General features: G+C 62.9%; 19 protein-coding genes. 12 read left to right on the top strand and 7 right to left on the bottom strand.

The window, feature by feature from the left end:
- Positions 1 to 53 precede the first annotated feature (53 nt).
- The 3 genes from ACAX43_RS16215 to ACAX43_RS16205 all read right to left on the bottom strand — a co-directional run bounded on the left by ACAX43_RS16215 (position 54) and on the right by ACAX43_RS16205 (position 2,715).
- Positions 54 to 911 (bottom strand): PA4780 family RIO1-like protein kinase, encoded by an 858-nt coding sequence (locus ACAX43_RS16215; RefSeq protein WP_370709426.1) that lies wholly within the window; start codon positions 909 to 911, stop codon positions 54 to 56.
- Between the two features lie 180 nt (positions 912 to 1,091).
- Positions 1,092 to 2,348, bottom strand: a complete 1,257-nt coding sequence (locus ACAX43_RS16210; RefSeq protein WP_370709425.1) for a type II toxin-antitoxin system HipA family toxin — start codon at positions 2,346 to 2,348, stop codon at positions 1,092 to 1,094.
- A complete protein-coding gene (locus tag ACAX43_RS16205) occupies positions 2,335 to 2,715 on the bottom strand; it encodes a helix-turn-helix domain-containing protein (RefSeq protein ID WP_370709424.1) in 381 nt (126 codons plus the stop codon). Before ACAX43_RS16205 ends, ACAX43_RS16210 begins: the two co-directional genes overlap by 14 nt.
- A gap of 538 nt (positions 2,716 to 3,253) precedes the next feature.
- Here ACAX43_RS16205 and ACAX43_RS16200 point away from each other — a divergent pair.
- Positions 3,254 to 4,969, top strand: a complete 1,716-nt coding sequence (locus tag ACAX43_RS16200; RefSeq protein ID WP_370709702.1) for a SulP family inorganic anion transporter — start codon at positions 3,254 to 3,256, stop codon at positions 4,967 to 4,969.
- Positions 4,970 to 5,155: 186 nt separating this feature from the next.
- On the opposite strand, the gene ACAX43_RS16195 is transcribed toward ACAX43_RS16200, so the two are convergent.
- Positions 5,156 to 6,031: a LysR family transcriptional regulator gene (locus tag ACAX43_RS16195; protein ID WP_370709423.1), complete on the bottom strand. Its 876-nt coding sequence runs from the start codon at positions 6,029 to 6,031 to the stop codon at positions 5,156 to 5,158.
- Between the two features lie 142 nt (positions 6,032 to 6,173).
- Here ACAX43_RS16195 and ACAX43_RS16190 point away from each other — a divergent pair, with 142 nt between their 5' ends.
- The 6 genes from ACAX43_RS16190 to ACAX43_RS16165 all read left to right on the top strand — a co-directional run bounded on the left by ACAX43_RS16190 (position 6,174) and on the right by ACAX43_RS16165 (position 15,033).
- Positions 6,174 to 6,608, top strand: a complete 435-nt coding sequence (locus ACAX43_RS16190) for a VOC family protein (protein ID WP_370709422.1) — start codon at positions 6,174 to 6,176, stop codon at positions 6,606 to 6,608.
- 214 nt (positions 6,609 to 6,822) lie between these two features.
- Positions 6,823 to 10,056, top strand: coding sequence for an efflux RND transporter permease subunit (locus tag ACAX43_RS16185; RefSeq protein WP_370709421.1), 3,234 nt, complete (start codon positions 6,823 to 6,825; stop codon positions 10,054 to 10,056).
- Positions 10,057 to 10,078: 22 nt separating this feature from the next.
- Positions 10,079 to 11,302: an efflux RND transporter periplasmic adaptor subunit gene (locus tag ACAX43_RS16180; RefSeq protein ID WP_370709420.1), complete on the top strand. Its 1,224-nt coding sequence runs from the start codon at positions 10,079 to 10,081 to the stop codon at positions 11,300 to 11,302.
- Positions 11,303 to 11,331: 29 nt separating this feature from the next.
- Positions 11,332 to 12,819, top strand: a complete 1,488-nt coding sequence (locus tag ACAX43_RS16175) for an efflux transporter outer membrane subunit (RefSeq protein ID WP_370709419.1) — start codon at positions 11,332 to 11,334, stop codon at positions 12,817 to 12,819.
- Positions 12,820 to 12,895: 76 nt separating this feature from the next.
- A complete protein-coding gene (locus tag ACAX43_RS16170) occupies positions 12,896 to 13,582 on the top strand; it encodes a heavy metal response regulator transcription factor (protein WP_013591770.1) in 687 nt (228 codons plus the stop codon).
- Positions 13,579 to 15,033 carry a heavy metal sensor histidine kinase gene (locus tag ACAX43_RS16165; protein ID WP_370709418.1) on the top strand — a complete coding sequence of 485 codons (1,455 nt, stop codon included), beginning with the start codon at positions 13,579 to 13,581 and terminating at the stop codon, positions 15,031 to 15,033. The genes ACAX43_RS16170 and ACAX43_RS16165 overlap by 4 nt, the downstream gene beginning before the upstream one ends.
- Here ACAX43_RS16165 and dinB read toward each other — a convergent pair.
- Positions 15,000 to 16,166, bottom strand: coding sequence for a DNA polymerase IV (dinB, locus tag ACAX43_RS16160; protein ID WP_370709417.1), 1,167 nt, complete (start codon positions 16,164 to 16,166; stop codon positions 15,000 to 15,002). The genes ACAX43_RS16165 and dinB overlap by 34 nt on opposite strands.
- 478 nt (positions 16,167 to 16,644) lie before the next feature.
- Between dinB and ACAX43_RS16155 the strand changes: the two genes are divergently transcribed.
- Positions 16,645 to 17,895 carry an arsenic transporter gene (locus ACAX43_RS16155; protein ID WP_370709416.1) on the top strand — a complete coding sequence of 417 codons (1,251 nt, stop codon included), beginning with the start codon at positions 16,645 to 16,647 and terminating at the stop codon, positions 17,893 to 17,895.
- A 52-nt stretch (positions 17,896 to 17,947) separates the two neighbouring features.
- Here ACAX43_RS16155 and ACAX43_RS16150 read toward each other — a convergent pair whose 3' ends face one another.
- Positions 17,948 to 18,856 carry a formate/nitrite transporter family protein gene (locus ACAX43_RS16150; RefSeq protein ID WP_370709415.1) on the bottom strand — a complete coding sequence of 303 codons (909 nt, stop codon included), beginning with the start codon at positions 18,854 to 18,856 and terminating at the stop codon, positions 17,948 to 17,950.
- Positions 18,853 to 19,098 carry a hypothetical protein gene (locus ACAX43_RS16145; RefSeq protein ID WP_370709414.1) on the bottom strand — a complete coding sequence of 82 codons (246 nt, stop codon included), beginning with the start codon at positions 19,096 to 19,098 and terminating at the stop codon, positions 18,853 to 18,855. The genes ACAX43_RS16150 and ACAX43_RS16145 overlap by 4 nt, the downstream gene beginning before the upstream one ends.
- Positions 19,099 to 19,920: 822 nt before the next feature.
- On the opposite strand from ACAX43_RS16145, the gene ACAX43_RS16140 reads away from it, so the two are divergent.
- The 4 genes from ACAX43_RS16140 to ACAX43_RS16125 are packed head-to-tail and all read left to right on the top strand — an operon-like array spanning position 19,921 to position 26,088.
- Complete coding sequence (locus tag ACAX43_RS16140; RefSeq protein ID WP_370709701.1) at positions 19,921 to 20,214, top strand: EF-hand domain-containing protein; 294 nt, start codon at positions 19,921 to 19,923, stop codon at positions 20,212 to 20,214.
- 51 nt (positions 20,215 to 20,265) lie between these two features.
- On the top strand, positions 20,266 to 21,834 hold the full coding sequence (locus ACAX43_RS16135; RefSeq protein WP_370709413.1) for an efflux transporter outer membrane subunit: 1,569 nt from the start codon (positions 20,266 to 20,268) through the stop codon (positions 21,832 to 21,834).
- Complete coding sequence (locus tag ACAX43_RS16130) at positions 21,824 to 22,960, top strand: efflux RND transporter periplasmic adaptor subunit (protein WP_370709412.1); 1,137 nt, start codon at positions 21,824 to 21,826, stop codon at positions 22,958 to 22,960. Before ACAX43_RS16135 ends, ACAX43_RS16130 begins: the two co-directional genes overlap by 11 nt.
- Entirely contained in the window at positions 22,957 to 26,088 is a 3,132-nt protein-coding gene (locus tag ACAX43_RS16125; protein ID WP_370709411.1) for an efflux RND transporter permease subunit, read from the top strand. Before ACAX43_RS16130 ends, ACAX43_RS16125 begins: the two co-directional genes overlap by 4 nt.
- The last annotated feature ends 2 nt before the right edge of the window (positions 26,089 to 26,090 follow it).

Raw genomic sequence — 26,090 nt, 5'->3', positions numbered from 1 at the left:
GTAAGTGCATCAGGTTCCGCTTATTGAGCGCTTACGCGTGCCGTAGGGTCGGCTCAAGTGCCGCTGCGCAGCGACTGTTCGTAGCGCAGGCGCGCTTCTTCGTCGAGTCGTGTGTCTTCGAGTTCCTGAAGCACCGCCTCGAGATCGATTGGCGTAGTGTCCAGTTCGACGCGGCCGGTCAGCTCCGCATCCACGTGCAATGCGCCCGCTTCGTATAGCGACCAGATTTCCTTGCCGTAGCTCGTGTCGAGCAAAGCGGGCGCGAAGCGGCCGAAATACGTGGCGAGGTTGTTGACGTCGCGCTCCAGCATGGCCGGCGCTTCCAGATTGCCGGCGGCATCCACGGCTTGCGGCAGGTCGATGATCACCGGGCCGTCCGCAGCGAGCAGGATGTTGTATTCGGACAGGTCGCCGTGAATCATGCCGGCGCACAGCATGCGCACCACCTGGTTGAGCAGCAGCGCGTGCAATTCGAGCGCGCGCGCCTCGGTCATCTCGACATCGTTCAGACGCGGCGCGACGTTGCCGTCGCCATCGGTCACCAATTCCATCAGCAACACGCCGTCGGTGCAGATAAAGGGCTGCGGCACACGCACGCCCGCGTTGGCGAGCTGGAACAGCGCGTCGACTTCCGCGTTCTGCCACGCCTGTTCCTGCACTTCGCGGCCATAGCGGCTGCCTTTTTCCATCGCGCGTTGCTGGCGGCTGTTCTTGACCTTGCGGCCTTCACGATAGGAGGCGGCCTGGCGGAAACTGCGCTGTTTGGCGTCCTTATAGACCTTCGCGCAGCGTGTGGATTCGCCGCTGCGGACCACGTAGACGGTGGCCTCCTTGCCGCTCATCAACTGGGAGATGACTTCGTCGATCAGGCCCTCTTCGACCAGCGGGAGCAGACGTTTGGGTGTTTTCATGCGGCCACCGGAGAGCGGTGGGCGGCTGATCGGCCGGGTATGGCCGATTGCGAGGGGAGATAGTGCGGGATTCGGATCATGCCAGATTATAAGCGGTGTGGGGCGATGTGCCGGAACGCAGGCGTGAAGGTGCCGGATGCGATCGGCACGCCTCGTACACCTGGCTGCCAGGCGAGGGCATCAAACCTGAAAGACATTCTCCATGCGCTGTATTTCGGGCCGGGACAGATTCAGTGCGGTGGCTTCTTCCCGCCATGTGTTGACGGCGTCTTGAACGTCCGCAACGATGCGGCGCGCTTGCGCGTTGTCGAGTCGATAAAACTCCGCGGTTTCGATCGCGGTTTCAAGACTCGGCAGGGCGCTCATACCGTCGAGCGTGAGCGCGTGTTCTCGCTTGCTCGGGTTCGGATTCATATCGAACGCCGGCGAGAGCCGCCAGCCGGATGTCTCGCGAATGAAGCCATGATTGCGAAGATGATCGTCCCGGTTTCCCACGAGTACGTTGAAGACGACTCTTTTGAAGAGTTGAGCAAGATCTTCGCCGATATGACCTTGAGCGCCGTTGCCGGCAAGGTATTCGGCAATGTCCAGATAGCTTGCGTCCGATTCCCCGTCCTGACGTTCGAGCAAGGTCATGGCGGATGCGTACATGCGCCGACTGCCTTCACATCGGTCGAATCGTTCAACGCAGAAGGTGCCATAACGTGCGCCGACGTACTTGAGTTCGGATTGAGGCACCCATATGCCCGCTTTCTGCGCCAAGCGATGAGCGACGTATTCCCACGCGCCGATGTCGTAGCGATCGTCTTTAGCGGGGAATTTGGCGATCCAGAGATCGTCGCCCAGGCTCGTGAAGTTGGCTTTCGGGCGAGCGCCGCCGAGCGACGTGCCCGGGGCAATCAGCATGGAGAGCCACTGCTCGTACTCGGGCAGCTTTTCGATATCCGCCTCTTCGATGCGCAGGCTGATATACGCCAAGGTCGCGAGGTCGGTGACCGGCGGCGCGGCGTCGGCGCTGTTGTCGAGAAAATGGCCATCCACGCTCTGAAACCGCAGCGCGCCGACTCGCGTCAGATCGTGGACCCCCAGCAGAAAATCGATTTCCTGCAAATTGCGCATGGGCCGCTCTTCGCGATCTGCCGCCGCGGCTTCGCGGCGTTCCATCAGCACGCGGCCCCAGCGGTCGGGTGCCGAGTCCATGAAGATGCCGAACGCGGCGGACTTCGCAGGCGGGTATTGCTCGTCGGTCCATAACTCGAGGCGCGGGTCGAGCATGAATGTATGACGCCCGTCTACCCAGCTCTTCGCATAAGCAAACGACGCGGGCAAGTCAGTGCGTGCAGTCTGGCGATACAAGGTGCCGACCTGTTGCAGGCTGCTCAGTTCGGTTGCGTCGAGGAATACTTTGAACGCGTCTCGAGGCTTATTGCTGACCATCAGTTTTTTTCGCTGTTTTCGCCGGCCGTTCCGCTTTGACGGGGGCGACGCCGGACGTGTTCGTACGCGGTTTTCGCTGGCCCGGCAACTTGAGATCCTGCAGCTTGCGGCCTAGTTCGTCGTCGCGGGCGATGACGTCCATATCTTTGTCGAGGCCCAACACGCGAAGCGCACGCATATAGGTGCCGAGCGCGATATTCGGATCGCCTTTCTCGAGGCGACTCAAGGTGTCGCGCGAAATGCCCAGCCGTTCGGCGAACAGCACGGTTGGGAGTTCGCGCCGCAGGCGGGCGAGTTTCAGCCGTTCGCCGAGAGCACGCAGCTGCTTCTCGACCGACGGAAAGGAGCGTTGAAAGGTGCGTGGCATGTCCGATATATTAGGCAAATATCTGGAATTTGTCAAAAGTATCGGACGTATCGTCAGTTATGGGGTCTCGGGGAGTGCGGGAAATGGCCGTACAAATCTAGAAGGTATGTCTGATATTTAAGTCAAAAATAAAGATTTTGCTGGAAGTATCGTACAAATTTGTGAGTGGAACGGTCGGCGAGCGCGCCATTCAAGCGGTCGTAATAGTCCGCAACAGTGTCTTGTGTTTTCCCTCATTTATTTCTCATGCCCATCCCTTAAACTCGGCAGCAACAATTTGTCACGGGGTGCGAGATGTTGGCCGTGTTCATCGTCGCCTGTCCGATCTGTATCGCTGCGCTGTTCGGTTTCGCGCGGCACGTGGATCCACTGACAGGGCAGTTCAGGCGTTAAGTCCGAAGGTCGTGGGTTGGCCTGGCGCTGTCCGCGCTATTGTTGGTTTTCGCGGGTTTCTTCAGCCGATCAAAGCCTCACGCCTTGCCTTTGTGTGCGGAGTCGCGGCACGATGCGCGATAACCTTGGTTCGGACACATCGCGCATGCGAGATTTTCTGGCAAACATAACTACGCGCTCGGGTGTACTGAAGGGCGTGCTTCCTTTGAGCCGGGCTGCTGCGGCGCGCGATGCGCTGGCCGGCGTGCAGCTTGCCTCAATGGATATTCCGCAAGTGCTTGGCTATGCGCGCATTGCCGGCATGCCTGCTGTTACCGGTCTTTACACCGTCTTTCTGCCGCTTCTCGCGTTTGCGTTCTTTGGCGCATCACGGCACCTCGTCGTGGCCGCCGATTCCGCCACCGCCACTATTTTTGCCAGCCGGCTCTCGACCATGGCGCCGGCGTCAAGCGTCGAATATGCGGCGCTCGCCGGAATGGTCGCGTTGCTCACTGCCGTGCTCCTCCTCATCGCGCGGATCTTCAAGCTAGGTTTCCTTGCCGACTTCCTGTCGCGCACGGTACTGGTCGGCTTTCTCGCCGGTGTCGGCGTGCAGGTCGGCATCGCCATGCTGGGCGACATGTTCGGTGTACCGGGGCATGCCGCGCGCAGCATCGATCAGGTTGCGCTGGTGGTGCGTGAGTCGGCACAGATCAATCTGCCGACGCTCGCCATGTCGGCGCTGGTGGTGGTTTCCATTCTGGCGTGCAAGCGTTTTTTGCCGCGTGTGCCCGTGCCATTGATCGCGGTGGTGGCGGGTATCGCAGCAAGCGATGTTTACGGCTTCGCGGCGCACGGTATCTCCGTGCTTGGGCCGGTAGCGGGCGGATTGCCGCCGCTGCGCATGCCGTCGGTCACATGGGAGCAGATGCTCGATCTGCTGCCGGTCGCCGCCTCGTGCTTCGTGATGATCGTTGCGCAAAGCGCCGCCGCGAGCCGTGTGTTCGCCGAGCGGTATCACGAGCCGGTCGATACGAACGCCGATCTGCTGGGCATTGCCGCTGCCAACGCGGCGGCGGCATTTTCGGGCGCGTTCGTGGTCAACGGCAGTCCGACGCAAACCGCCATGGCCGACCGCGCCGGCACGCGCAGCCAGTTCGCGCAACTAGTATTCGCCGGGGTGGTGGTGGTGGTGGTGCTGCTGTTTTTCAGCCGTTTTTTGCAGTACCTGCCGCACTGCATTCTTGCCAGCATCGTGTTTACGATCGCCATCGGCCTGATCAATCCGAAGACGCTGTTTTCGATTCGCCGCGAAAGTCCCGGCGAATTCGCACTGGCCGTGTTCACCGCGGCGGCGGTGGTATTGATTGGCGTCGAGCACGGCATTCTGGTAGCGGTTGCGTTATCGCTGCTACGGCATGTGCGGCACAGCTACCGGCCGCACACCATGATCCTCGCCCCCGGCGAAGACGGCATCTGGGTGCCGGTGCCGGCTGCGCCCGGACTCCAGACCGCGCCGGGGCTGATCGTTTATCGCTTTGGCGCCGATCTGTTCTATGCGAACGACCACTTTTTCGTCGACGACACTCGCCACCTGATCGATCACGCGCCGAGCGCGGTGCACTGGTTTGTGATCGATGCGAGCGCAATTACCGATCTGGACTATTCGGCGGCGCGCTCGGTCGGCGAGTTGTGCGAGACGTTGAAGCGCAGCGGCATCGAAGTGATTTTCGCGCGCGTGAACCAGTATCTGCGCTCCGATATGGACCGGCATGGCATCACGCCGATCGTCGAGACACGCTGCATTTTCAACACCTTGCACGAGGCGCTGCGCGCGGCAGGCGTGGAGCAACCGGGTAAGCACGTGAAAGAGGCGACATAGGGGCAGGTTTGCCGGGGCGCGGCGGAATGCTTTAGCCCTGCGGCTCACGCGGCTCGTCGCCGACCATGCTCGCCAGCGAGCCGTCCAGCCAGCGCCGGATCGCAACGTAGATGCGCCTTGCGGACGCACTCGAAAACAGTGCGGCGTAGCCTGCGCAACAGCACAATCGGGCGTCTGCCCAACAACTCAGGCACCCGCAGCCGCACCGATACAATCGGCCAGCGCTCCCGCCACCGCTTGCCGGCTATGCCGCGGACGCTGCACGAGGCCGATTTCACGGTGAAACGTGGCGTCGCCGAGTTCGAGCGCGGTGACGTTGGCGGGCCACTTGCCGAGTCCCGCCGTGTTCGGAATCAGCGCGACGCCGATGCCGCGCGCGACCAGTTGGACGATTCCCTGCAACTCGTCCAGCTCGATCACGTCGTTCACGTTCAGCCGCGCGCGCCGTAGAAAGCGGTCGACCAGCCTGCCGCCGAACGACCCACGGTCGTAGCGGATAAACGGCTCGCTCCTGAGCAACTCGCGCCATGACCGCTTGCCACGCGCGAGCGCTTTCGGCACCAGCAACACGAACGGTTCGGTAACGAGCGTGCGCCATTCGAGCTCGGAGGGCAGCGCGAACGGCGGTCTGATGATCACGGCGAGATCGAGCTCACTGGAATCCACCTGCCCCAGCAAACCCAGCGACACGCCGGGGACGACGCGAATCCGCCAGCAGGGGCGGTCGTCGCGAAAGCGGCCCAGTGCGTCGGCGAGAAACGATACTTGCGCGGATGCGATCGCGCCCACTCGCAGCATGCCGCTTTCGGCGGCGCCGGCGCCGCGTTCCGCGAGCCGTCCGTACAGCGTCATCATTTCTTCGGCGAGCGCGAGCGTTTCGCGGCCGGCGTCGTTGAGCGTGGCGGAGCGGCCAGTGCGGTCGAACAGCGCGAAACCGAGTTCTTCTTCGAGCCGCTGCATCTGTGCGCTCACGGCGGATTGCGTCAGGCCGATGCGTGCACCGGCGCCGGAAAACGTGCCGTACTGGCTGACGGCGATAAAAGTCTTGAGTTCGCTGAGCATCGTAAATTGATCGATTTTGGTGTTGGTCAGATCAAATATATATCGTTTTTCACCATTTTTTTGAATGGTTAAAATTCGCTTCACGCGTGCTCTTTCCTGGAGCGAGGCGCGAACCCACTTTCCTCTCTGCGAGTTTCCCATCATGAGCGTTGCCGAAACTGTTTTGCCGCCGTTCCATCTGGCGTTCCCTGTTCATAGCCTCGCCGCTGCACGCGCGTTCTATGGTGAGTTGCTCGGCTGTCCGGAAGGGCGCAGTTCGCCGGAATGGGTCGACTTCAACTTCTACGGCCATCAGATCGTCGCGCATCTCGCACCGGAGGAAATCGGCCACCGGCAGACCAGCAAGGTCGATGGAGACGCAGTACCGGTGCGCCACTTCGGCGCAGTGCTGTCGATGGCGCAATGGCAGGCCGCGGCGGACAAGCTGCAAAAAGCCGGCATCGATTTCATCATCGAACCGCATGTGCGCTTCAAGGGCGAAGTCGGCGAACAGGCAACCATGTTTTTCCTCGATCCGTCGGGTAACGCGCTGGAATTCAAGGCGTTTGCGGATATGTCGTCGTTGTTTGCGAAGTGATGTTTGCGAGCGATTTCGGCGTATTTCCACCCTGCCAAACGTTTGCTCTTCAGTATTCACTTCGCGCAGGAGAATCGCGTTTGAAGCGGCGCCAATCATTACATTTGCCTTCCTGACAATTTCGCCATTTTCGCGCCATGCAGGCGTTGGTGCTATCGATCTAGCATAGTGCGGATTCACCTATCCCTTACCTGCATTCTCTCAGGCGCGTTTCATGTGGATCGTCAACGTAGCGCTTAAGCGGCCATACACGTTCATCGTGATGGCCATTCTGATCTTGCTGGCGACGCCATTCGTGCTGTTGACCACGCCGGTCGACGTGCTGCCGGAAATCAACATTCCGGTGGTCAGCATCATCTGGAATTACGCGGGCTTGTCGGCTGAAGACATGGCCAACCGCATTACGTCGGTCACCGAGCGCAGCCTGACCACCACGGTCAACGACATCGAGCACATCGAATCGCAGTCGCTGGCGGGCATAACGGTTCTCAAGGTGTTCCTGCAGCCGAACGCGAACATCCAGACCGCGATCGCGCAGACGGTGGCGGTCGAACAGGCGCAGCTCAAGCAGATGCCGCCAGGCGCGACTCCACCACTCGTCATCAGCTACTCGGCCTCCAGCATTCCGGTGATCCAGCTCGGCTTATCGAGTCCGACGCTCTCCGAGCCGGCGCTCAACGACACTGCACTGAACTTCCTTCGTCCGCAACTGGTGACAATTCCGGGCGCAGCCGTGCCGTATCCGTACGGCGGAAAATCACGTCTGATCTCGGTCGACCTCGACACGCGCGCGTTGCTCGCAAAAGGCTTGACGCCTTCGGATGTGGTCAACGCATTCAATGCGCAAAACCTGATTCTGCCGACCGGCACAGCCAAGATCGGGCCGCGGGAATACACGATCAATATGAACGGCTCGCCCGCCACGGTGGAAGGGCTCAACGATATTCCCGTGCGCACGCTCAACGGCGCGACGACCTATCTGCGTGAAGTTGCGCACGTACGCGACGGTTTCTCGCCGCAAACCAATATCGTGCGGCAAAACGGTCACCGCGGCGTGTTGATGTCGGTGCTGAAGAACGGCAGTGCGTCGACCCTGTCGATCGTCAATACGCTGCGCGGCTTGCTGCCGGCTGCGCGTGCCGCGTTGCCGCCTGACCTGCACATTACCGCGTTGTTCGATCAATCGGTGTTCGTGAAGGCGGCGGTGCAAGGCGTGGTGCGCGAGGCGCTGGTTGCCGCCGCATTGACCGCCGCGATGATTCTGCTGTTCCTCGGCAATTGGCGCAGCACCTGCATCATCGCGATCTCGATTCCGCTGTCGATTCTGTCCTCGCTGATCGCATTGCACGCGCTCGGGCAAACCATCAACATCATGACGCTCGGCGGCCTTGCTCTGGCCGTCGGGATTCTGGTCGACGATGCGACGGTGACGATCGAGAATATCGAACGGCACCTGCATATGGGCACGAATCTGCACGATGCGATTCTCGACGGTGCCGGCGAAATTGCGATTCCGGCACTCGTGTCGACGCTGTGTATCTGTATCGTGTTCGTGCCGATGTTCTTTCTGACCGGCGTCGCGCGATATCTGTTCGTGCCGCTCGCCGAAGCGGTGGTGTTCGCGATGCTGGCCTCGTACATTCTGTCGCGTACGCTGGTGCCGACTTTGGCGATGCTGCTGATGGGACACGCGCATAAGCCCAAGGCCGATGCCAGGCCGAATCTGTTCATGCGCCTCTATCATCGCTTCGACGCCGGATTCGAGCGCATGCGCGGCGCGTACATCGTGATTCTCAGCAGCGTGCTGGTGCGCCGCGGTCAGTTCGGCAGCATGTTCCTCGGTTTCTGCATCGTATCGATGGGTCTCGTGTTCGTGCTCGGCGAAGATTTCTTCCCGAGCGTCGACGCAGGTGACATTCGTCTGCACATGCGGGCGCCGACCGGAACGCGGATCGAAGAGACCGCGCGTCTTGCGGACGACGTCGAGAAGGTGATTCGCGAAGTCGTGCCCGCCAATGAACTCGGCACGATCCTCGATAACCTCGGCTTGCCGTATAGCGGTATCAATCTCTCGTATAGCAACTCGGGCACGATCGGCACGCTCGACGGCGAAATTCAGGTGGCGCTGAACGAAGGCCACAAGCCGACGCAAATCTACATGGACAAATTGCGCGCGATCCTGCCGCAGCGCTTCCCGGGCGTCGAGTTCTTTTTTCAACCGGCCGACATCGTCACGCAGATTCTCAACTTCGGCTTGCCCGCCGCGATCGACGTGCAGATTTCCGGGGCCGATCAGCTCGGCAATTTCGACGTCGCGCGCAAGCTGCTGAAACAGGTGCGGCTGATTCCCGGCACCGTCGATACGCACATCCAGCAGAAACTGGACGAGCCGGCAATCAATCTTCAGATGGATCGCACGCGCTTGCAGCAACTCAATCTGAGCGCGAGCAACGTGGCGCAAAACGTGCTCATTTCGTTGTCAGGCAGTTCGCAGACTTCGCCGGGTTTCTGGTTCAACAGCAAGAACGGTGTCGAGTACAACGTCGCGGTGCAAACGCCGCAGTATCGGATTTCGTCGATCGATGAGTTGTTGCGCACACCTGTCTCGGGCTCCGCGACCGGACCCACCCAACTGCTCGGCAATCTCGTGAGGGTCTCGCCGCAGACTCAGTTCGCGGAAGTCACGCACTACAACATCAAGCCCGTGATCGACCTGTACGTGAGCGTCGAGAAGCTCGACCTGGGCAGCGTGGCGAATCAGGTGGACAAGCTGGTGAATAACGTGCGCGCGTCGCTGCCGCGCGGCAGTACGATCACGGTGCGTGGCCAGGTGCAGACTATGCGCAGTTCGTTCATCGGTCTGGGGCTCGGCGTGGCGATGGCGATCGTGCTGGTGTATTTGCTGATCGTGGTGAATTTTCAGTCGTGGGTCGACCCGCTGATCATCATCAGCGCGTTGCCTGCCGCGCTGGCGGGCATCGTATGGATGCTGTTCCTGACCGGCACGCATTTGAGCGTGCCTGCCTTGACCGGCGCGATCATGACGATGGGCGTGGCCACCGCCAACAGTATTTTGATGGTGTCGTTCGCGCGCCAGCGGCTCACCGCCGGCGCGCCGCCGCTCACCGCCGCGCTCGAAGCCGGTGCAAGCCGGATCAGGCCCGTGCTGATGACCGCGTTCGCGATGATCATCGGCATGATTCCGATGGCGCTCGGTCTTGGCGAGGGGGCCGAGCAGAACGCGCCGCTCGGCCGCGCGGTGATCGGCGGGTTGGTGTTCGCCACGGTGTCCACGTTGTTTTTCGTGCCGCTCGTGTTCGCGGCTATTCACACGCGTCTCGCGCGGCGCCATGGCAACGGTGGCGATGCAGATGGGCGCAACCACGGCGGCGACCATGACCATGACGGCCCCGCACCGGATCACGGCGGCACTGGCAAGCACGCGTAAAGTTAAATGACGGCTGACTGAGATGACTGAAAAGACTCACGCATCGCTAGCGATTCCCGCGCGAGAAACCGAAGGCGGCCGCGCTTTGCCGCCGCGCAATCGTGAATGGAGGCGCGCCAGAATCGCCATCTGGATCGTGCTTGCGCTGCTCGCCGTTGGCGCGTTGCGCACGGTGATCGCGAATGTGCTGCAGAGCCGCTCGGTTGCGGAATCGACGAAGGAGAATGCCACGCAGTATGTGAACGTGGTGAGCCCGACGCAAACCGAAGGCGGCGGCGACACCTTGTTGCCGGGCACGTTGCGCGGCAATGTCGAATCGCCGATCTACGCGCGCTCCACGGGTTATCTGTTGCACTGGTACGCCGATATCGGCACGCGCGTGAAACAGGGGCAATTGCTCGCCGATCTGGACACGCCCGAAGTCGATCAGGAGCTTGTGCAGGCATTGGCGCAACGCCAGCAAACCAGCTCGAGTCTCGGCCTCGCCAAAAGCTCGCTGGCACGTTGGCAGCAACTGCGTCAACGCGATGCAGTCTCCCAGCAGGAACTCGACGAACGGCAGAGCACCTACACGCAGGACGTGGCCAACCTCGCCGCCGCCGACGCCAACGTGCAGCGCTTGCGGCAACTCGAATCGTTCAAACGCATCGTCGCGCCGTTTTCGGGCGTGGTCACGCAGCGCAATGTCGATGTCGGCGATCTGATCGACGCTGGCAGCGGCACGAGCCGCGCGCTGTTCGCACTGGCGCAGTCGGACCCGCTGCGGGTCTATGTCCAGCTGCCGCAGGCGTACGCGCAAAACGTTGCGATCGGCCAGAAGGTGGTGGTCACGCAGGCGGAATTGCCGGGCCAGCAGTTCCACGGCACGATCACGCACATCTCCGGCGCGATCGACGTACCGACCCGCTCGCTGCAAGTCGAAGTGACGCTGCCGAACCCTGACGACAAGCTGCGGCCGGGCGCGTATGTTCAGGTCGCCGTACCGGCGGTGATCCATGCGCGCTTGATGGTGCCGGGCAATGCACTGCTGTTTCGCGCCGAAGGTCCGCGGCTCGCGGTGGTCGATGGTAACGGGAACGTGCAGTTGCGCAAGATCGTGATCGCGCAGGACCTCGGGCAGTCGCTCGAAATCGAAAGCGGGATCGAGGCGAACGACAAGATCATCATCAACCCGAGCGATTCGATTGCGGACGGCGATCACGTGCAGGTCACGCAGCCGCAGACGAGCGCCAAGGGGGCGTCGTGATCGCGAGGCAGGCGGGCGCATGCCGGGCGATGACAGCGCTTGCAGCCGCTGCGGGCGCGACGTTGCTGGCCGCGTGCACGGTCGGGCCGGATTATCAGCGTCCGCAAGCCGACGTGCCGCCCACCTGGCAAACCGATTCGTACTGGCGGCTCGCCGTTCCTTCGCATGCGCCGATCTCGGCGGACTGGTGGAGCGCATTCGGCGACCCAACGCTCGCTACGCTGGAAACCCAGGCGCTGACGCAGAACCAGACGTTGGTCGCGGCGAGCGCCCACTACGCGCAGGCCAAGGCGACGCTAGCCAATACCCGCGCGCAGCGGATTCCCGAAGTCGATCTGGCCGCGGCCGGGTCGCGCTTCAGGATTTCGCGAAACCGTCCGCTGACCAACTACGCGACCCCAACCCAGTCGACGGTGCAAGACAACCTGCAAATCGGTCCGACGATCAACTACGACACCGATCTATTCGGCCGGATACGTCGCGAAGTGGAAGGCGCCACGGCCTCCGCGCAGCAATCGGCGGACGATCTCGCCAACGCGCGGCTAGTCCTCACCACCGACCTCGCCACCGACTATTTCTCGCTGCGTGAATTCGACGCCGAGATCGACGTGCTGAATCAATCGGTGAAACTGCAGCAAAAGGCACTCGACTACGTCACGACCGAGCATGATCTCGGTGCGGTGTCGGGGCTCGACGTGTTGCAGCAGAAATCGCTGCTCGATTCGACACGCGTGCAGGCGCAACTGCTGCTGAATCAGCGCGCGCAGTATGAACATGCGATTGCCGCACTGGTCGGCGTGCCCGCGCCGCAGTTCGCGATCGAACCCAAGGTGCTCGACGTGCAGGTGCCGTCGATTCCGCTCGGCGTGCCGAGCGACGTATTGCAACGCCGCCCGGATATTGCGTCGGCGGAGCGCGCGATGGCCGCGGCGAACGCGCAGATCGGCGTCGCCAAAGCGGCGTTCTTCCCGAGCCTGACGCTGACGCCGGGCATCGGCTGGGAAAGCACGCAGTTCGCGAGCCTGCTGAGCGCGCCCACGCTGATGTGGACGCTCGGCGCGGCGGTCGGCCAGGTGCTGTTCGACGGCGGCCGCCGCGCGGCGAATGTCCAGTATGCGAGCGAAGGCTACAAAGCCACCGAGGCGAACTACCGGCAAACCGTGCTCAACGCATTCCAGCAGGTGCAGGACGGCATAACCGGCCTCGCCGTACTCGACGGCGCGGCGAAGCAGTCGCGCGAGGCCGTGACCGACGCACAGCATCTACTGGCGCTCGCCAACGACCGCTATTCGGGCGGCCTTGTCGCCTACCTCGACGTCATCACCGCGCAGCAGTCGCTGCTCACCAGCGAGCGTCAGGACGTGCAGATTCACGGCCAGCAGATGACTTTATCGGTTTCGTTGGTGAAGGCGCTGGGCGGCGGCTGGGATACCGGCGCGGCCCTGTCGGACACCCAGCGGCCCAGCAACGCGACGGACTCGATGGACACGAAGGAGGCGATGGCTCCCGCAAAGTGAGCCGCCCGACACGGATACAGCGCAGAGGAAGAGGAAAGCGAGGCGTTTCGTATAATGCAACGACAAGGGGACGCGCATGAAATTGCTGATCGTTGAAGACGAGCATAAGGTGGTGGACTACCTGCGCTCCGGTTTGACGGAGCAGGGATGGGTGGTCGACGTCGCGCTCGACGGCGAGGAAGGCATGCATCTGGCCACTGAATTCGATTACGACGTCATCGTCCTCGACGTCATGCTGCCCAAACGCGACGGCTTTAGCGTGCTGAAGGCGCTGCGCATGCGCAAGTCCACACCGGTCATCATGCTGACCGCGCGCGATCACGTGAACGACCGCGTGCGCGGTCTGCGCGAAGGCGCCGACGACTACCTCACCAAACCCTTTTCCTTCCTCGAGCTGGTCGAGCGGCTGCACGCTCTGGCGCGCCGCACGCGTTCGCAGGAGTCGACGCTGATTTCCGTGGGCGATCTGTTCGTCGATCTGATCGGCCGGCGTGCGACCCGCGACGGCGTGCGGCTCGATCTGACCGCCAAGGAATTCCAGCTGCTGAGCGTGCTGGCGCGCCGGCAAGGCGACATTCTCTCGAAGACGGCCATTACCGAACTCGTGTGGGACGTCAACTTCGACAGCCACACGAACGTGGTCGAAACCGCGATCAAACGATTGCGCGCCAAGCTCGACGGCCCGTTTCCCTCGAAGCTGCTGCACACCGTGCGCGGCATGGGCTACGTGCTCGAAGTGCGTGAGGAGGCCGAGCCATCATGAACCGTTCGATCGCCCGCCGTCTTGCGTCGATGTTCGCACTCGTTGCGCTGTTCGTGTTCACGCTGGTCGGCTCGGGACTGTTTCTGGTGTTGCGCACACAGCTGGAGCACCACCTGCGCGAATCGCTCGACGACCGTGCGCAGATCGCACGCATGATCGTCTATCACGCGGTGACGCCGGAAAAATGGCGCATGGCCCGCGAAAAGCTCACCGACATGACGCCGCAGGACGGCAGCACGGTGTATTCGGTGTCCAGCACCGATCCGTATTTTCATTACAGCAAACCGGTCGAAGGTTCCGTGGTGAAGCGCTGGCCAGGCGGCTACGCGCGCGTTACGCCGCCCGGCGGCGGCCAGGACATGCTGACCGCCACGGTGACGATGCCGGCCTACGCCGGGCGCCCAGAGGTGCAATTGCAGGTGGCTGCCAGCTATTCGCCCAACGTCGGCACCATGCGCGTGTTCGGCCTGGCGCTGGCCGCGCTGTCGGCGTTGGGTAGTTTCGCCGTGCTGCTGCTCAGTTACTCGGTTACGCGGCTCGGCCTCGCGCCGCTGACGCGCTTGACGAAAGATGCCTCCGCCGTGAGCCCGAACAACCGCTCGCAGCGCCTGAACACCGCTTCGCTGCCGTTCGAACTGAACGATCTGGCCAACTCGTTCAACGGCGCGCTGGAACGTCTGGACGGCGCATATGGCCGGCTCGAATCATTCAATGCGGACGTGGCCCATGAACTGCGCACGCCGGTCACGATTCTGATCGGCCAGACCGAAGTGGCGTTGACGCGCAATCGCTCCGTCGACGATCTGCGCCATACGTTGCAATCGAATCTTGAAGAGTTCGAGCGCATGCGCGCGATCATCAACGACATGCTGTTCCTTGCCCGCGCCGATCAGGGCGAGCGTGCGACGGGCCTCGTCGAACTGTCGCTGGCGGCGGAAGTCGCGCATACGCTGGAGTTTCTGGAGATTCTGCTGGAGGAAGCGCGCGTGCATGCGCAGTTGCGCGGCGACGCTGTGGCGCGCGTGAACCGCTCGCTGTTCGGCCGCGCCTGCGCGAATCTGTTGATGAACGCGATCCAGCACTGCGCGCCAGGTGCCGTCATAACCGTGACGATCACGCGTGACGAGGATCAACTGCGAGTCGCGGTGGCCAACCCCGGCGAGCCGATCGAGCCGGCCGTGCTCGAACATCTGTTCGACCGGTTCTACCGCGCGGAAGTATCCCGCACCAATAGCCGCGAAAACCACGGATTGGGTCTCGCGATCGTGAAGGCGATTGCGGAGATGCATCGCGGTACGGTGTCGGCGGAAAGCACGAACGGGATCAATACGTTTGCGTTTTCCATCGCCGCGTCGCGAGTGGACAGCGGCATGCCCGTGGCGCATTCGAGCGCCGGCGTGACGGCGGACTCAGGCGGTTACTCGTCGCTGGCAAAAGGCAAGTCGGCCTGAACCGGTAGACGCTGCTTGACCGGTTGCGCGTTGAGGGGCGTCAATGCGCTCACGCGCACACCCAGCAGACGCAGCTTGCGGGTCAATTCCACCCGTCGCAGGCATTCGGTTGCGGCGCGCCGTATTTCGGCTGCGTCGGCGGTCGGCTCGTCCAGGGTCAGGTCGCGCGTGACCGTGCGGAAATCGTCATAGCGCAGCTTGATGCCCACGGTGCGGCCCACATACCCCTTACGCACGAGATCTTCCGCGACCCGCACGCATAAGCCGGTAAACGAACTGGACAGCGCAGGGCGATCGTGGCGCGGATGCAGATCGCGCTCGAACGTGGTCTCCCGGCTCATGGACTTCGGCTCCGATTCGACCACCACCGGCCGCTCGTCGTAGCCCTGCGCGACTTGCATGAGCCACGCCGAGTAGCTGCGCCCGAAGTTGTCCTGCAACAGCCCCGCGTCCGCCGCGGCCAGATCGCCGACGGTGGCGAGGCCGAGCGCGGTGAGTTTTTCGGCCGCCTTGGGGCCGATCCCGTTGACCTTGCGCACCGGCAGTGGCCAGACGCGCAAGGGGACGTCCGCGGGTGTCAGGATCGTGAGGCCGTCGGGTTTGTCGAGTTCCGAGCCGATCTTCGCCAGCAGCTTGTTCGGCGCCACGCAAATGGAGCAGGTGAGGCCGGTGGCGTGATTGACTGCCTGCTTGATGCGCGCGGCGATCTCGCCCGGCTCGCCGGGCAACTCGGTGAGATCGATATAGATTTCGTCGATGCCGCGATCTTCGATCTGGTCCGTGAACGTGGCCACCGCTGCTTTGAACAGGCGCGAGTAGTGACGATACGATTCGAAATCCGTGGGCAGCAAAATCGCGTCGGGCGCGAGCACGGCCGCTTTCATCATGCCCATCGCGGAGAACACGCCGAGCGCGCGGGCTTCGTAGGTGGACGTAGTCACCACGCCGCGGCCCGCGTAATCGCGCAGCTTCGCAAAGCGGCGGCTGCCGTCTTCAAGCGTTTGCGGCACGCCATTGCGGCCGCCGCCAATCACCACCGCTTTGCCGCGCAGTTCGGGATAGCGCAAAAGCTCGACGGACGCGTAGAACGCGTCCATGTCCAGGTGCGCGATGTGGCGGCTTGTAGAACTCATGGATGGCGGATCGGATGACGGCGTGGGCAGCCAGGCGTAACAGCGCGATGCGCTTGCCGGTGCTGCCCCATTGCGTGGCTTGCTGCGTCGGGTGTCAGGATGCGCGAACGGTGAATCGCCGCGCGCCCGACGTCAAACCGTAATAGTACCTTGCGCCGCCGGGGCAAGGTACTGCGTCACCATTCCGCGCGCCGATCCTGAAGCGGATGGTGACGGCGCCGGCAATGGCCGGGCCAGGGACGCGTCGACAGTCGGCATCACGGGGACGTCGAATGGGCAGCAGGGGACTTATACGGAAAGCGTGGATGATTTCCGTTCGCTGACGGGCGGCTGAGTAAAGGAGCGCCCCGGGGCGCCCCGGGGGCGACCCGGAGTGTTGGCATACAATTTGCGGCCCTATCCCTGGTCACTTCGACCATGGGGTATGCTGCCACTCCGCCATCGCCCTCGCGCGCAATCAGAATCCAGGACTCATTGGGTGAATTCCGTTTTCCTATCTTGGGGTATCGCCGCAGCCGCCACGGCCGGCGTCATTACCCGCCCGTTCAAATGGCCTGAGGCCGTCTGGGCCGTCGCAGGCGCGCTATTACTTGTGTCGCTGGGCCTTCTGCCCCTGCACCTGGCCATAGAAGCCGTCGGCAAAGGCACCGACGTCTATCTGTTCCTCTTCGGCATGATGCTGCTCTCGGAAGTGGGCCGCCGCGAAGGCCTGTTCGACTGGGTCGCCGTACTCGCGGTCAATCACGCCAAGGGCTCGCCGAGAAAGCTCTTCCTGCTGGTCTATCTGGTCGGCGTGGTCATCACCGCCTTTCTCTCGAACGATGCCGCCGCCGTCGTCCTCACGCCAGCCGTGTTTGCCGCCGCCAGGAAAGCGAAGACGCATCCGCTACCCTTGCTGTTCGTCTGCGCGTTCATCGCGAACGCCGCGAGTTTCGTCCTGCCGATCTCGAACCCGGCCAACATCGTGCTGTACGGCAATCACACGCCCGCGCTCGGCCCGTGGCTGATGCGCTTCACGCTGCCTTCGCTGCTGTCGATCGTCGCGACTTATCTCATGTTGCGCTGGACCCAGCGCGAAGCGCTCGCCGGTTCGTGCGAGGCGGATCTCGAACCGCTCGCGTTGTCGCCGAGCGGGCGCGTGGCGCTCGCGGGCATCGCGGTGACGGCCGTCGTGTTGCTGACTGTCTCCGCATACGACGTGCCGCTCGGGCTGCCCACCGCGATACTCGGCGCGCTGACCGTCGCGGTCGTGCTGATCCAGGAGCGCAAGTCGCCGCTGCCGATGATCAGGGAAATCTCATGGAGCGTGCTGCCCCTCGTCGCCGCGTTGTTCGTGCTGGTCGAGATGCTCGATCACACCGGCGTCATCAAGGCGCTGGTCGCGCTGGTGCAGCGGGCCACGCAACACAGCGAACTGGCGACGGCCGGCTGGGCCGGCACCATCATCGCGTTCGGCAGCAATCTCATGAACAACCTGCCGGCCGGACTGATCGCCAGTTCGACCGTGATCAAGGCGCACAGTCCGGAGCGCGTGATCGATGCGCTGCTGATCGGCGTCGATCTCGGCCCGAACCTGTCGATCACCGGCTCGCTCGCAACGATTCTCTGGCTCAATGCGATTCGCCGCGAAGGCGAAGATGTGAGCTTTATGAAGTTTCTGAAAGTGGGCGTGGTGGTGATGCTGCCGGCCCTCGTGTTGGCGCTCGCCGCGCGGATTCTGATCGGATGAGCGGGTAACGCGCGGCGGCGGCTTGAGTTGTTGCGTGTGTGCCGATTCTCGCTCAGCGCTTGCCGCTGATCTCCGGCGCGATGGCGGCATGATTGAGCAGTGCCACCAGCGACATCCCGCCGATGATGTTGCCCGCGAGCGTCGGCAGCAGAAAGCGGAAAAAGTACTCGTGCAAGCTGGCGTCGCCGGCGAAGAACGCATAAGCCACTTCCGTGGAACCGGCGATGATGTGCGACAGCCGCGTCACGGCCACCACATACGTGATCAGCAACACCGTCAACAGGCGGCCGGAGCGCGCGCTCGGCAACAGCCACACCATCAGCGCGATCAGCCAGCCGGCGAAGATTGCGCGCACGACAGTCGGCAGCGCGTTTTCCGAGCCGAGCGCCGCACGCGATACGTCGCCGAGTGCGGCCACCACGTTGGGTGAAAATACATCGGGAATCCGAAGCATGGCGGCGAAGATCCACGTGCTGATCAGATTGAACGTCAGCACCACGACCCACAGACGCAAGGCTTTGAGAATCGTGAACGGATCGCGCCGCGTCAACACGGGCAGCACCACCGTCAAGGTGCTTTCAGTAAACAACTGTTGCCGTCCCATGATGACCAGCACGAAGCCCATCGAGTAGCCGAAGCTCGACACCAGATGACGCCACGGCGTGTCCGGCAGTCCGGCTTCCAGCACTGCCTGGGTGAGAAGCGAAAAGCCCATCGACAAACCGGCCGCCAGCGAAGACCAGATCAGCGCGCCAATGGTCCTTTCCAGTGCGGCTTCGCCTTCCTGCCGGACGATTTCATGCAACACGAGTGCTTCTGGCGCGGTGTGTTGCGCGGCCTGATCCTGTTCGCCTTCGTCCAGATGCGGTGAATCGGCGCCGGCATCCTGGGCGCGCGCGGGCTTGCCGCTGGCGGTTTCGTCAGCCGTTTCTTCAGGCTTCTCTTTCAAAGCCTCAGTCATGGCCGCGTGCCCGTCGAACGCATCGGCAGTTCGGCGGCCTGCTTGTGCGCAGAGTGTTCGAGCGAGCGCAATGCTGCTTCGAGCCGCGCGAGACGGGCCCGTTGCGTCGGCATCAGCAACATTTTGGGAAACGCGCGCAGGCGATTGCGCCAATAAGTCAGAGGAATGCGATCGTGGGGGGAAATCACCCCGAACACGAATTCGAGGTGGGCAATTTCTTTGTCTATGTCTTGATAGCTCATCTAGTGGTCCTGAAACATAGGTTGATGGGCAATAAAAAATCGCGAGTGGGAGTCCGGGAGTTGGACAGATATGTCCAACGAATGGACACGCCGGTGGTAGAACGGAACGAAGCAAGCGCCGTTCCGCCCCCCGCGAAGGAGACGGGAATGTCGACTTCCCGCTCGTTTTCTATTCGTCTGATATATGAGCGCCAGCCGGCTTGAGCATTGGTGCGGGACAGTGAATCTGGCCGACGCTAGACGTGCTTCGCGCTTGGCCTCGCCGAGCCACCTGGGTGTTGCGTCACCGGGTCCGAAAGGTTCTCGTGGACGCGGATCGCCCTTTTTTGCACGGACGTCCTTGAAAATCCGCGAGCCTTGGGAGGGCATCGTGCTTTATCTGCGCGAATCCGCGTAATGCGTAGCCGGAGGCAAATAGCGAGCCCGGGCCGCATCCGTGGCTGTAAGAATCATGTCGTAAAACACAAGCTACCGATCGGTAGCCTTGGCGTGCCCGACCGCTTCCACGACGCCGACCTGAGCAACGACAATCTGGGCGTCGGCGAATTCGCCCCGCTCGTGAAGTCGAAATACAGCGGCGGCGACATCCGCGGCATCGAGCAGAAAATCGCCTATATCCAGGGCCTTGGCGCCACCGCCGTATGGCGGATGGCCGCCGGTCGCGAATCGTTGGCGGGACCCGCTCGTCACCAGGCGATGACATATCGCGACATGATTCTGAAATTGCCTTCTGGCTGCGATTCCACAAAAATTCGGCCTGTCATCGAACGGATCGCGGCGGTTTGCAGGCGACGTACGGTGGCTCAATCCAAGGAGTCAGTCATGAAAAAGTTTTTCGCCATTGTGCTGCTGTGCTGCGCATCCACGCTCACGTTCGCCCAAACCGCCGCACCGCAGGGCGGCAATCCGCAGCGCATGGAACGCATGGCGCAGCAGTTGCAAAGCCGCTTTGCGAATGCCAACACCACGCACGACGGCAAGCTCACCAAAGAACAGGCTGTCGCTGGCATGCCAATGGTGGCCAGGCATTTCGATGAGATCGACACGCAGAAAGCGGGTTACATCACGTTGCCGCAGATCGCGGCATTCATGCAGGAACGCGGGGCAGCGCACTGAGCCGCGCAGGCATCAGCGGGAACGTAAGACCTTTGACGCCCCCCACGCGCGATGAAACCCGCCCCGTCCTGCCGCTTTCGCATCGGCTGCGCGCTGATCGTGTGGATGAGCGCCGGGCTGACAGGTTGCGTGACGCTCGGGCCGGACTTCAAACAGCCGGACGTGACGCTCGAAAATCAGTGGCTCGAAACCTTGCCGGATCAGGCGCAGACCGCGCCAGCCGCCGAAGCGGCGTGGTGGTCCGCGTTCAACGATCCGGTGCTGAGTGCGCTGGAACAGCGCGCGTACGAGCGCAACCTGTCGCTGCAAGTGGCGGGGTTGCACATCTTCAAGGCGCGCGCGCAACTCGCGATCAGCGCGGAGAATCTGCTGCCGCAATCGGGCAGCGTGTCCGTCGGCGCGGACCATATCAATACGAGCGGCGTCGGCCCGTTTCCGCCGACGCATCTGTGGGCCGAGCATCTGCGGGTGAATGCCGGTTGGGAAATCGACTTCTGGGGCAAATACCGTCGGCAGATCGAATCGGACCGCGCGCAATTGCGTGTATCTGAAGCTGCCTACGACAACGCGCTCGTGTCGCTGTTCGCCGATGTCGCCAATGCGTACATCGATCTGCGCGCGCTCGAGCAGCGCATCGCGGTGGCGCAGCAGAACCTGAAAGCCGTGCAGCAGAGTCTCACGCTGACCCAGGCGCGCTACAAACGCGGCGCCTCGAGCCGGCTCGATGTCGAACAGGCCGCCACGCTGGTGGCCGAAACCGAAGCGCAGATTCCGCCGCTCATCAAGGCGCGCGCGCAGGACCGCGACACGCTCGCCGTGCTGCTCGCCGATCCGCCCGATGCGGTCGATGCGCAACTCAAAGGCGGCGCTGCGATTCCGGTTCCGCCGACGCAGATCGACGTCGGCATTCCCGCCGATCTGTTGCGCCGCCGTCCCGATGTGCGCCAGGCCGCGCTCAACGCGGCGGCGCAATCGGCGCTGATCGGCGCGGCCAAGGCCAAGCTGTATCCGTCGCTCTCGTTGACGGGATTGTTCGGGCTTTCGTCGGGCGACCAGCATGGCATCGGACTCTCGCAGTGGGGCAGCAAAACAATCGGCCTCTTTTCCGCAGGCGTCACGCTGCCGATCCTCGATCGCGGTCAACTGAAAAACGCCGTGCGGATTCAGGACGCCGCCTTCCAAGAGGCCGTACTCGACTATCAGAACACGGTGCTGCAAGCGCAGAAAGAAGTGGAAGACGCGATTGCCGCGCTGCGCACCTCGCTCGATGCGCTGGCGGCGTCCGTGCGCGCGTCCGATGCTTCGCAGCGTGCCTTGAAGCTCGCCACTCTCCAGTATCGCGCGGGCTCGGTCACGTACGACACGGTGCTCGATGCATCGCGTTCCGCCCTGCGCGACGGCGACTCGCTCGCGCAGAACCAGGGGATCGCCGCCCTCGCGGCGGTATCGCTGTATCGCGCGCTCGGCGGAGGCTGGGAAGTCGCGCAGGGGCAGCAGGTGGTGAGCGAACAGATTGCCGAACAGATGGCGCAACGCACGGATTGGGGCCGGTTGTTAAATCCGCCGGCGAATTCCGCGCTGGCGCGTACCAGCGGAGGCCAGCTCGAGAATGGGAAATAAAAACCTGACCAATAGGAGTGGGGCACAGCATAGCGTGGCCAACAGGCACGTCGGGGCGAAACTTTGCGTCGTGCTGGCGGCGGTGGCGCTGGCTGCGTGCCGCGACGGTAGCGCGCCCGCCGCGCAATCGGCGCAATCGGTGCCTCTGCCTCAAGTGAGCGTGACCCGGCCGGTGCCGCGCGAGGTGCGTGAGCAGATCGATCTGAGCGGCACGGTCGCGCCTTCCGCGACTGTGACGTTAGTGGCGCGCGTGCAAGGCGTACTGAAGGAAATCGGCTTTACCGATGGCGCTTACGTCAAGCAAGGGCAGGTGCTGTTTCGCATCGAGCCGGATACGTACCGCGCGCAACTGACCTACGACCAGGCCGCGCTCGATAATGCCAACCAGGAATTGATACGGCAGAAGCAACTCACCTCCGATAACGCGACCTCCGAATCGACGCTGCAAAAAGCGCAGACCACACGCGACCAGGCGCTCGCCAAACGCGACATGTCGCGCATCAATCTCGGCTACACGGAAATACGCGCGCCGTTCGCGGGACGCATCGGCGCGCGCGCCTTCGACGTCGGCAATCTGGTCGGTGCCTCCGACTCCACGAAGCTCGCCACCTTGGATCGCATCCAGCCGGTGTACGTGAATTTCACGCTGAACGAGCGCGACGCGAACCGCATTGGGCTTTTCAGGCAACCGCCGCGCACGGTGCGCGTCAATGTGCTCGGCGCGGCCGCCGGCCAGGGTGAGGACGCCGCGCTCGAATTTGTCGACACTCGGGTCGATCCGGGCAGTGGCGCGCTCAAGTTGCGCGCCGACATCGCCAATCAGGACGCGCATCTGATTCCGGGCATGTCGGTCGACGTGCATATTCCCGCCGGCGCGCCGCAAAATGTGCTGCTTGTGCCGGACACCGCGTTGCTGCGCGAACAGGCTGGTGCGTCGGTGCTGATCGTGAACCGCGCGAGTGTGATCGAGAAACGCGCGGTAGTTGCCGGTGGCTTGTACGGTTCGCTGCGCGCCATACAAACGGGACTCGGCGCGAACGATCAGGTCGTGACCGGCGGCGCGTTGGCGGTAGCGCCCGGCGCCAAAGTGCAGGTGGTCGCCGCCGCGGCGCAGGGCCGGTCATGATCCGCTTTTTCGTCGAGCGTCCCGTTCTCGCGAATGTGATCGCGTTGATCGTGATGCTGCTCGGTGCCGTCGCACTGATCAATTTGCCGATCGCGCAATATCCGCCGATCACGCCGCCGACCGTGCAGGTGGTCGCGCGCTTTCCGGGCGCGAGCGCCGCGACCGTGATCGACCGCGTGGCGCTGCCGATCGAAACGCAGGTCAACGGCGTGGAAAACGCGCTGTATATGCAATCGACCAGCACCAACGACGGCACGTACACCCTCACCGTCACCTTTGCCGTCGGCACGGACGTGGATAAGGCCCAGGTGCTGGTGCAAAACCGCGTGTCGGCCGCCACCGCGCAACTGCCGCAGGCGGTGCAGCAGCAGGGCGTGACCGTGCGCAAGCGCTCCACGGCGATCCTGCAGTTGTACACGTTGCAATCGCCTGACCCGAAATACGATTCGCTGTTTCTCAGCAACTACGCGGTGATCTATCTGCGCGACACGCTCGCGCGTTTGCCGGGTGTGGGCGACGTCACCGTGTTCGGCACCGGCCAGTACAGCATGCGCGTGTGGCTCGATCCGCAAAAACTGAGCGAGCGCAATCTGACCGCCGCCGACGTGATGCAGGCGATCCAGAGCCAAAGCAAGGACGTCAGCGCGGGCCAGCTCGGTTCCGAACCGAACGCCGGCGGCCAGGCGTTCCAGCTCACGGTGACGATGCAAGGCGCGCTTTCCGATCCGCATGAGTTCGACGACATCATCATTAAGGCCGACCCGAACGATGGCGGTCATTTCGTGCGGATTCGCGATGTGGGCCGCACCGAGCTGGGCTCGTCGAGTTACGGCCAGTTCTTCAATCTCGACGGCAAGCCGGCCGCGGGCATTGCCATCTATCAGCTGCCCGAAGCCAACGCACTGGAAGTCGGCAATGCCGTGAAGGCGACCATGGCCCGGCTGGCCAAAGACATGCCGAAGGGCGTCAGCTATCAGTTGCCGTTCGATACGACGACCTTCGTGCGGCAGTCGGTGATCGATGTCTACAAGACGCTGTTCGAGGCCGCGCTGCTGGTGCTGGCAGTGATTCTGCTGTTCCTGCAAAACTGGCGCGCGATGCTGGTGCCTGCCACGACGATTCCCGTGACCATCATCGGCACGTTCGGCGCGATCTATATGCTCGGCTTTTCGATCAACCTGCTCACGCTGTTCGCGATCGTGCTGGCAATCGGCATCGTGGTAGATGATGCAATCGTGGTGGTCGAAGGGATTACGCAGCATATCGAACAGGGCAAGACACCGAAGCAGGCCGCTATCGACGCCATGCACGAATTGCTCGGGCCGATTGTCGGCATCATGCTGGTGCTGATTTCGGTGTTCCTGCCGTCGGCGTTTCTTGGCGGCGTCACGGGTCAGATGTACCGGCAATTTGCCCTGGTGGTGGTCGCAACCACGATCATCAGCGCGATCAATGCGGTGACGCTCAAGCCGGTGCAGAGCGTGCGCTGGTTGCGGCATGCGCGGCCCGGCAAACCGAACGTCGTCTATCGCGTGTTCGATAAGGGTTATGCCCGCGTCGAAACGGGGTATGTGCGCGTGGTTTCGTGGTTCGTGCAGCGTTGCGGCCTCGCACTGGTGATCGCGCTGGTGCTCGGTGCGGCATCCGCATTTCTGCTCACGCGCGTGCCCACCAGCTTCATTCCGCTCGAAGACCAGGGCTATATCCTGATCGCCGCGCAGTTGGCGGATGCCGCATCGCTTGGTCGCACGCGCGAGGCGAGCGTGCAAATCGAAAGGCGTATCGGCGCGATTCCGGGCGTGAGCCATGTGGTGTCGATCGGCGGCATCTCGCCGCTCGATAACAACGCATCACTGCCGAATTCCGCGCTGATCTACGTGACGCTCGACGACTGGAGCAAGCGTGGCAAAGGCGAGGACCTGCGCTCGCTGTATATACGCATGAATAGCGAACTCGCGAAACTGCCCGACGTGCGCTCCGTGGTGATCGTGCCGCCGCCGATTCAGGGCCTCGGCAATAGCGGCGGCGTGCAAATGCAGGTGAGGCTCACCGACGGCTCGCAAAACTATCGGCGCTTGCAGGACGCTACCGACGCATTGATCGCGAGCGTCTCCAAGCGGCCCGAACTGCAGCGGGTGTTCAGCCCGTTTCGGGCGTCAGTGCCGACCGTCGAACTGACGCTCGATCGCGCCAAGGCGGAGTCGCTGCAAGTGCCGGTCGGCAATGTGTTCGACCTGCTACAGGACTATGTCGGCTCGAGCTACGTGAACCAGTTCACGACTTTCAACCATACGTTCCCCGTGTTTGTTCAGGCCGACGGCGCGTTTCGCCGCGAAACGGACGACCTTCGTCGCTTGCAGATCCGCAGCAATAGCGGACATATGGTCGAATTGGGCACGTTCATCGACGCGCATACGAGCGTCGGCCCAGCCGTCGCGACGCTGTATAACCTCGCGCCGGCCGCGGCCATCAACGGCAATCCGGCCAACGGCTATAGCACGGGCGAGGCGATCGCCGCGTTCGAGCAGGAAGCCGCGCGTGTGCTGCCGGCCGGCATCGGCTACGAATGGACCGCGATGTCGTATCAGGAGAAGCTGGTCGGCAATTCGGCCTACTGGGTTTTCGCGGTGGGCGTCCTGCTGGTGTTTTGCGTGCTGGCCGCGCAATACGAAAGCTGGCTGCTGCCGGTCGCGGTCGTGCTCGCGGTGCCGCTGGCGTTGCTCGGCACGGCCGGCACGCTTGCCGTGCTCGGCGCCGCCAACAATCTCTACACGCAGATCGGCCTCGTGCTGCTGATCGCGCTGTCGGCAAAGAACGCGATTCTGATCGTCGAGTTCGCGCGGCATTTGCGCGCGCAAGGTGTGGGCGTGGCCGAGGCCGCAGTGGAAGCCGCGCGCCTGCGTTTCCGTCCCATCATGATGACCTCGTTCGCGTTCATTCTCGGCGTGGTCCCGCTCGTGATCGCCACCGGCGCCAGTGCAAGCGCGCGCCGTTCGCTCGGCATTGCGGTATTTTCGGGGATGCTCGCTTCCACCTGCATCGCCGTGCTGTTCATTCCGTCGTTCTACGTGCTGTTGCAGCGCCAGGCCGAGCGGCACGCGGCGCGGCATGCGCCGCCCGACGCTTAAAA

This window comes from Paraburkholderia sp. IW21 (assembly GCF_041321145.1).
Taxonomy (GTDB): domain Bacteria; phylum Pseudomonadota; class Gammaproteobacteria; order Burkholderiales; family Burkholderiaceae; genus Paraburkholderia.
Note: the sequence above shows the minus strand (reverse complement) of the source record. Positions and strands in the feature narration are given on the sequence as shown.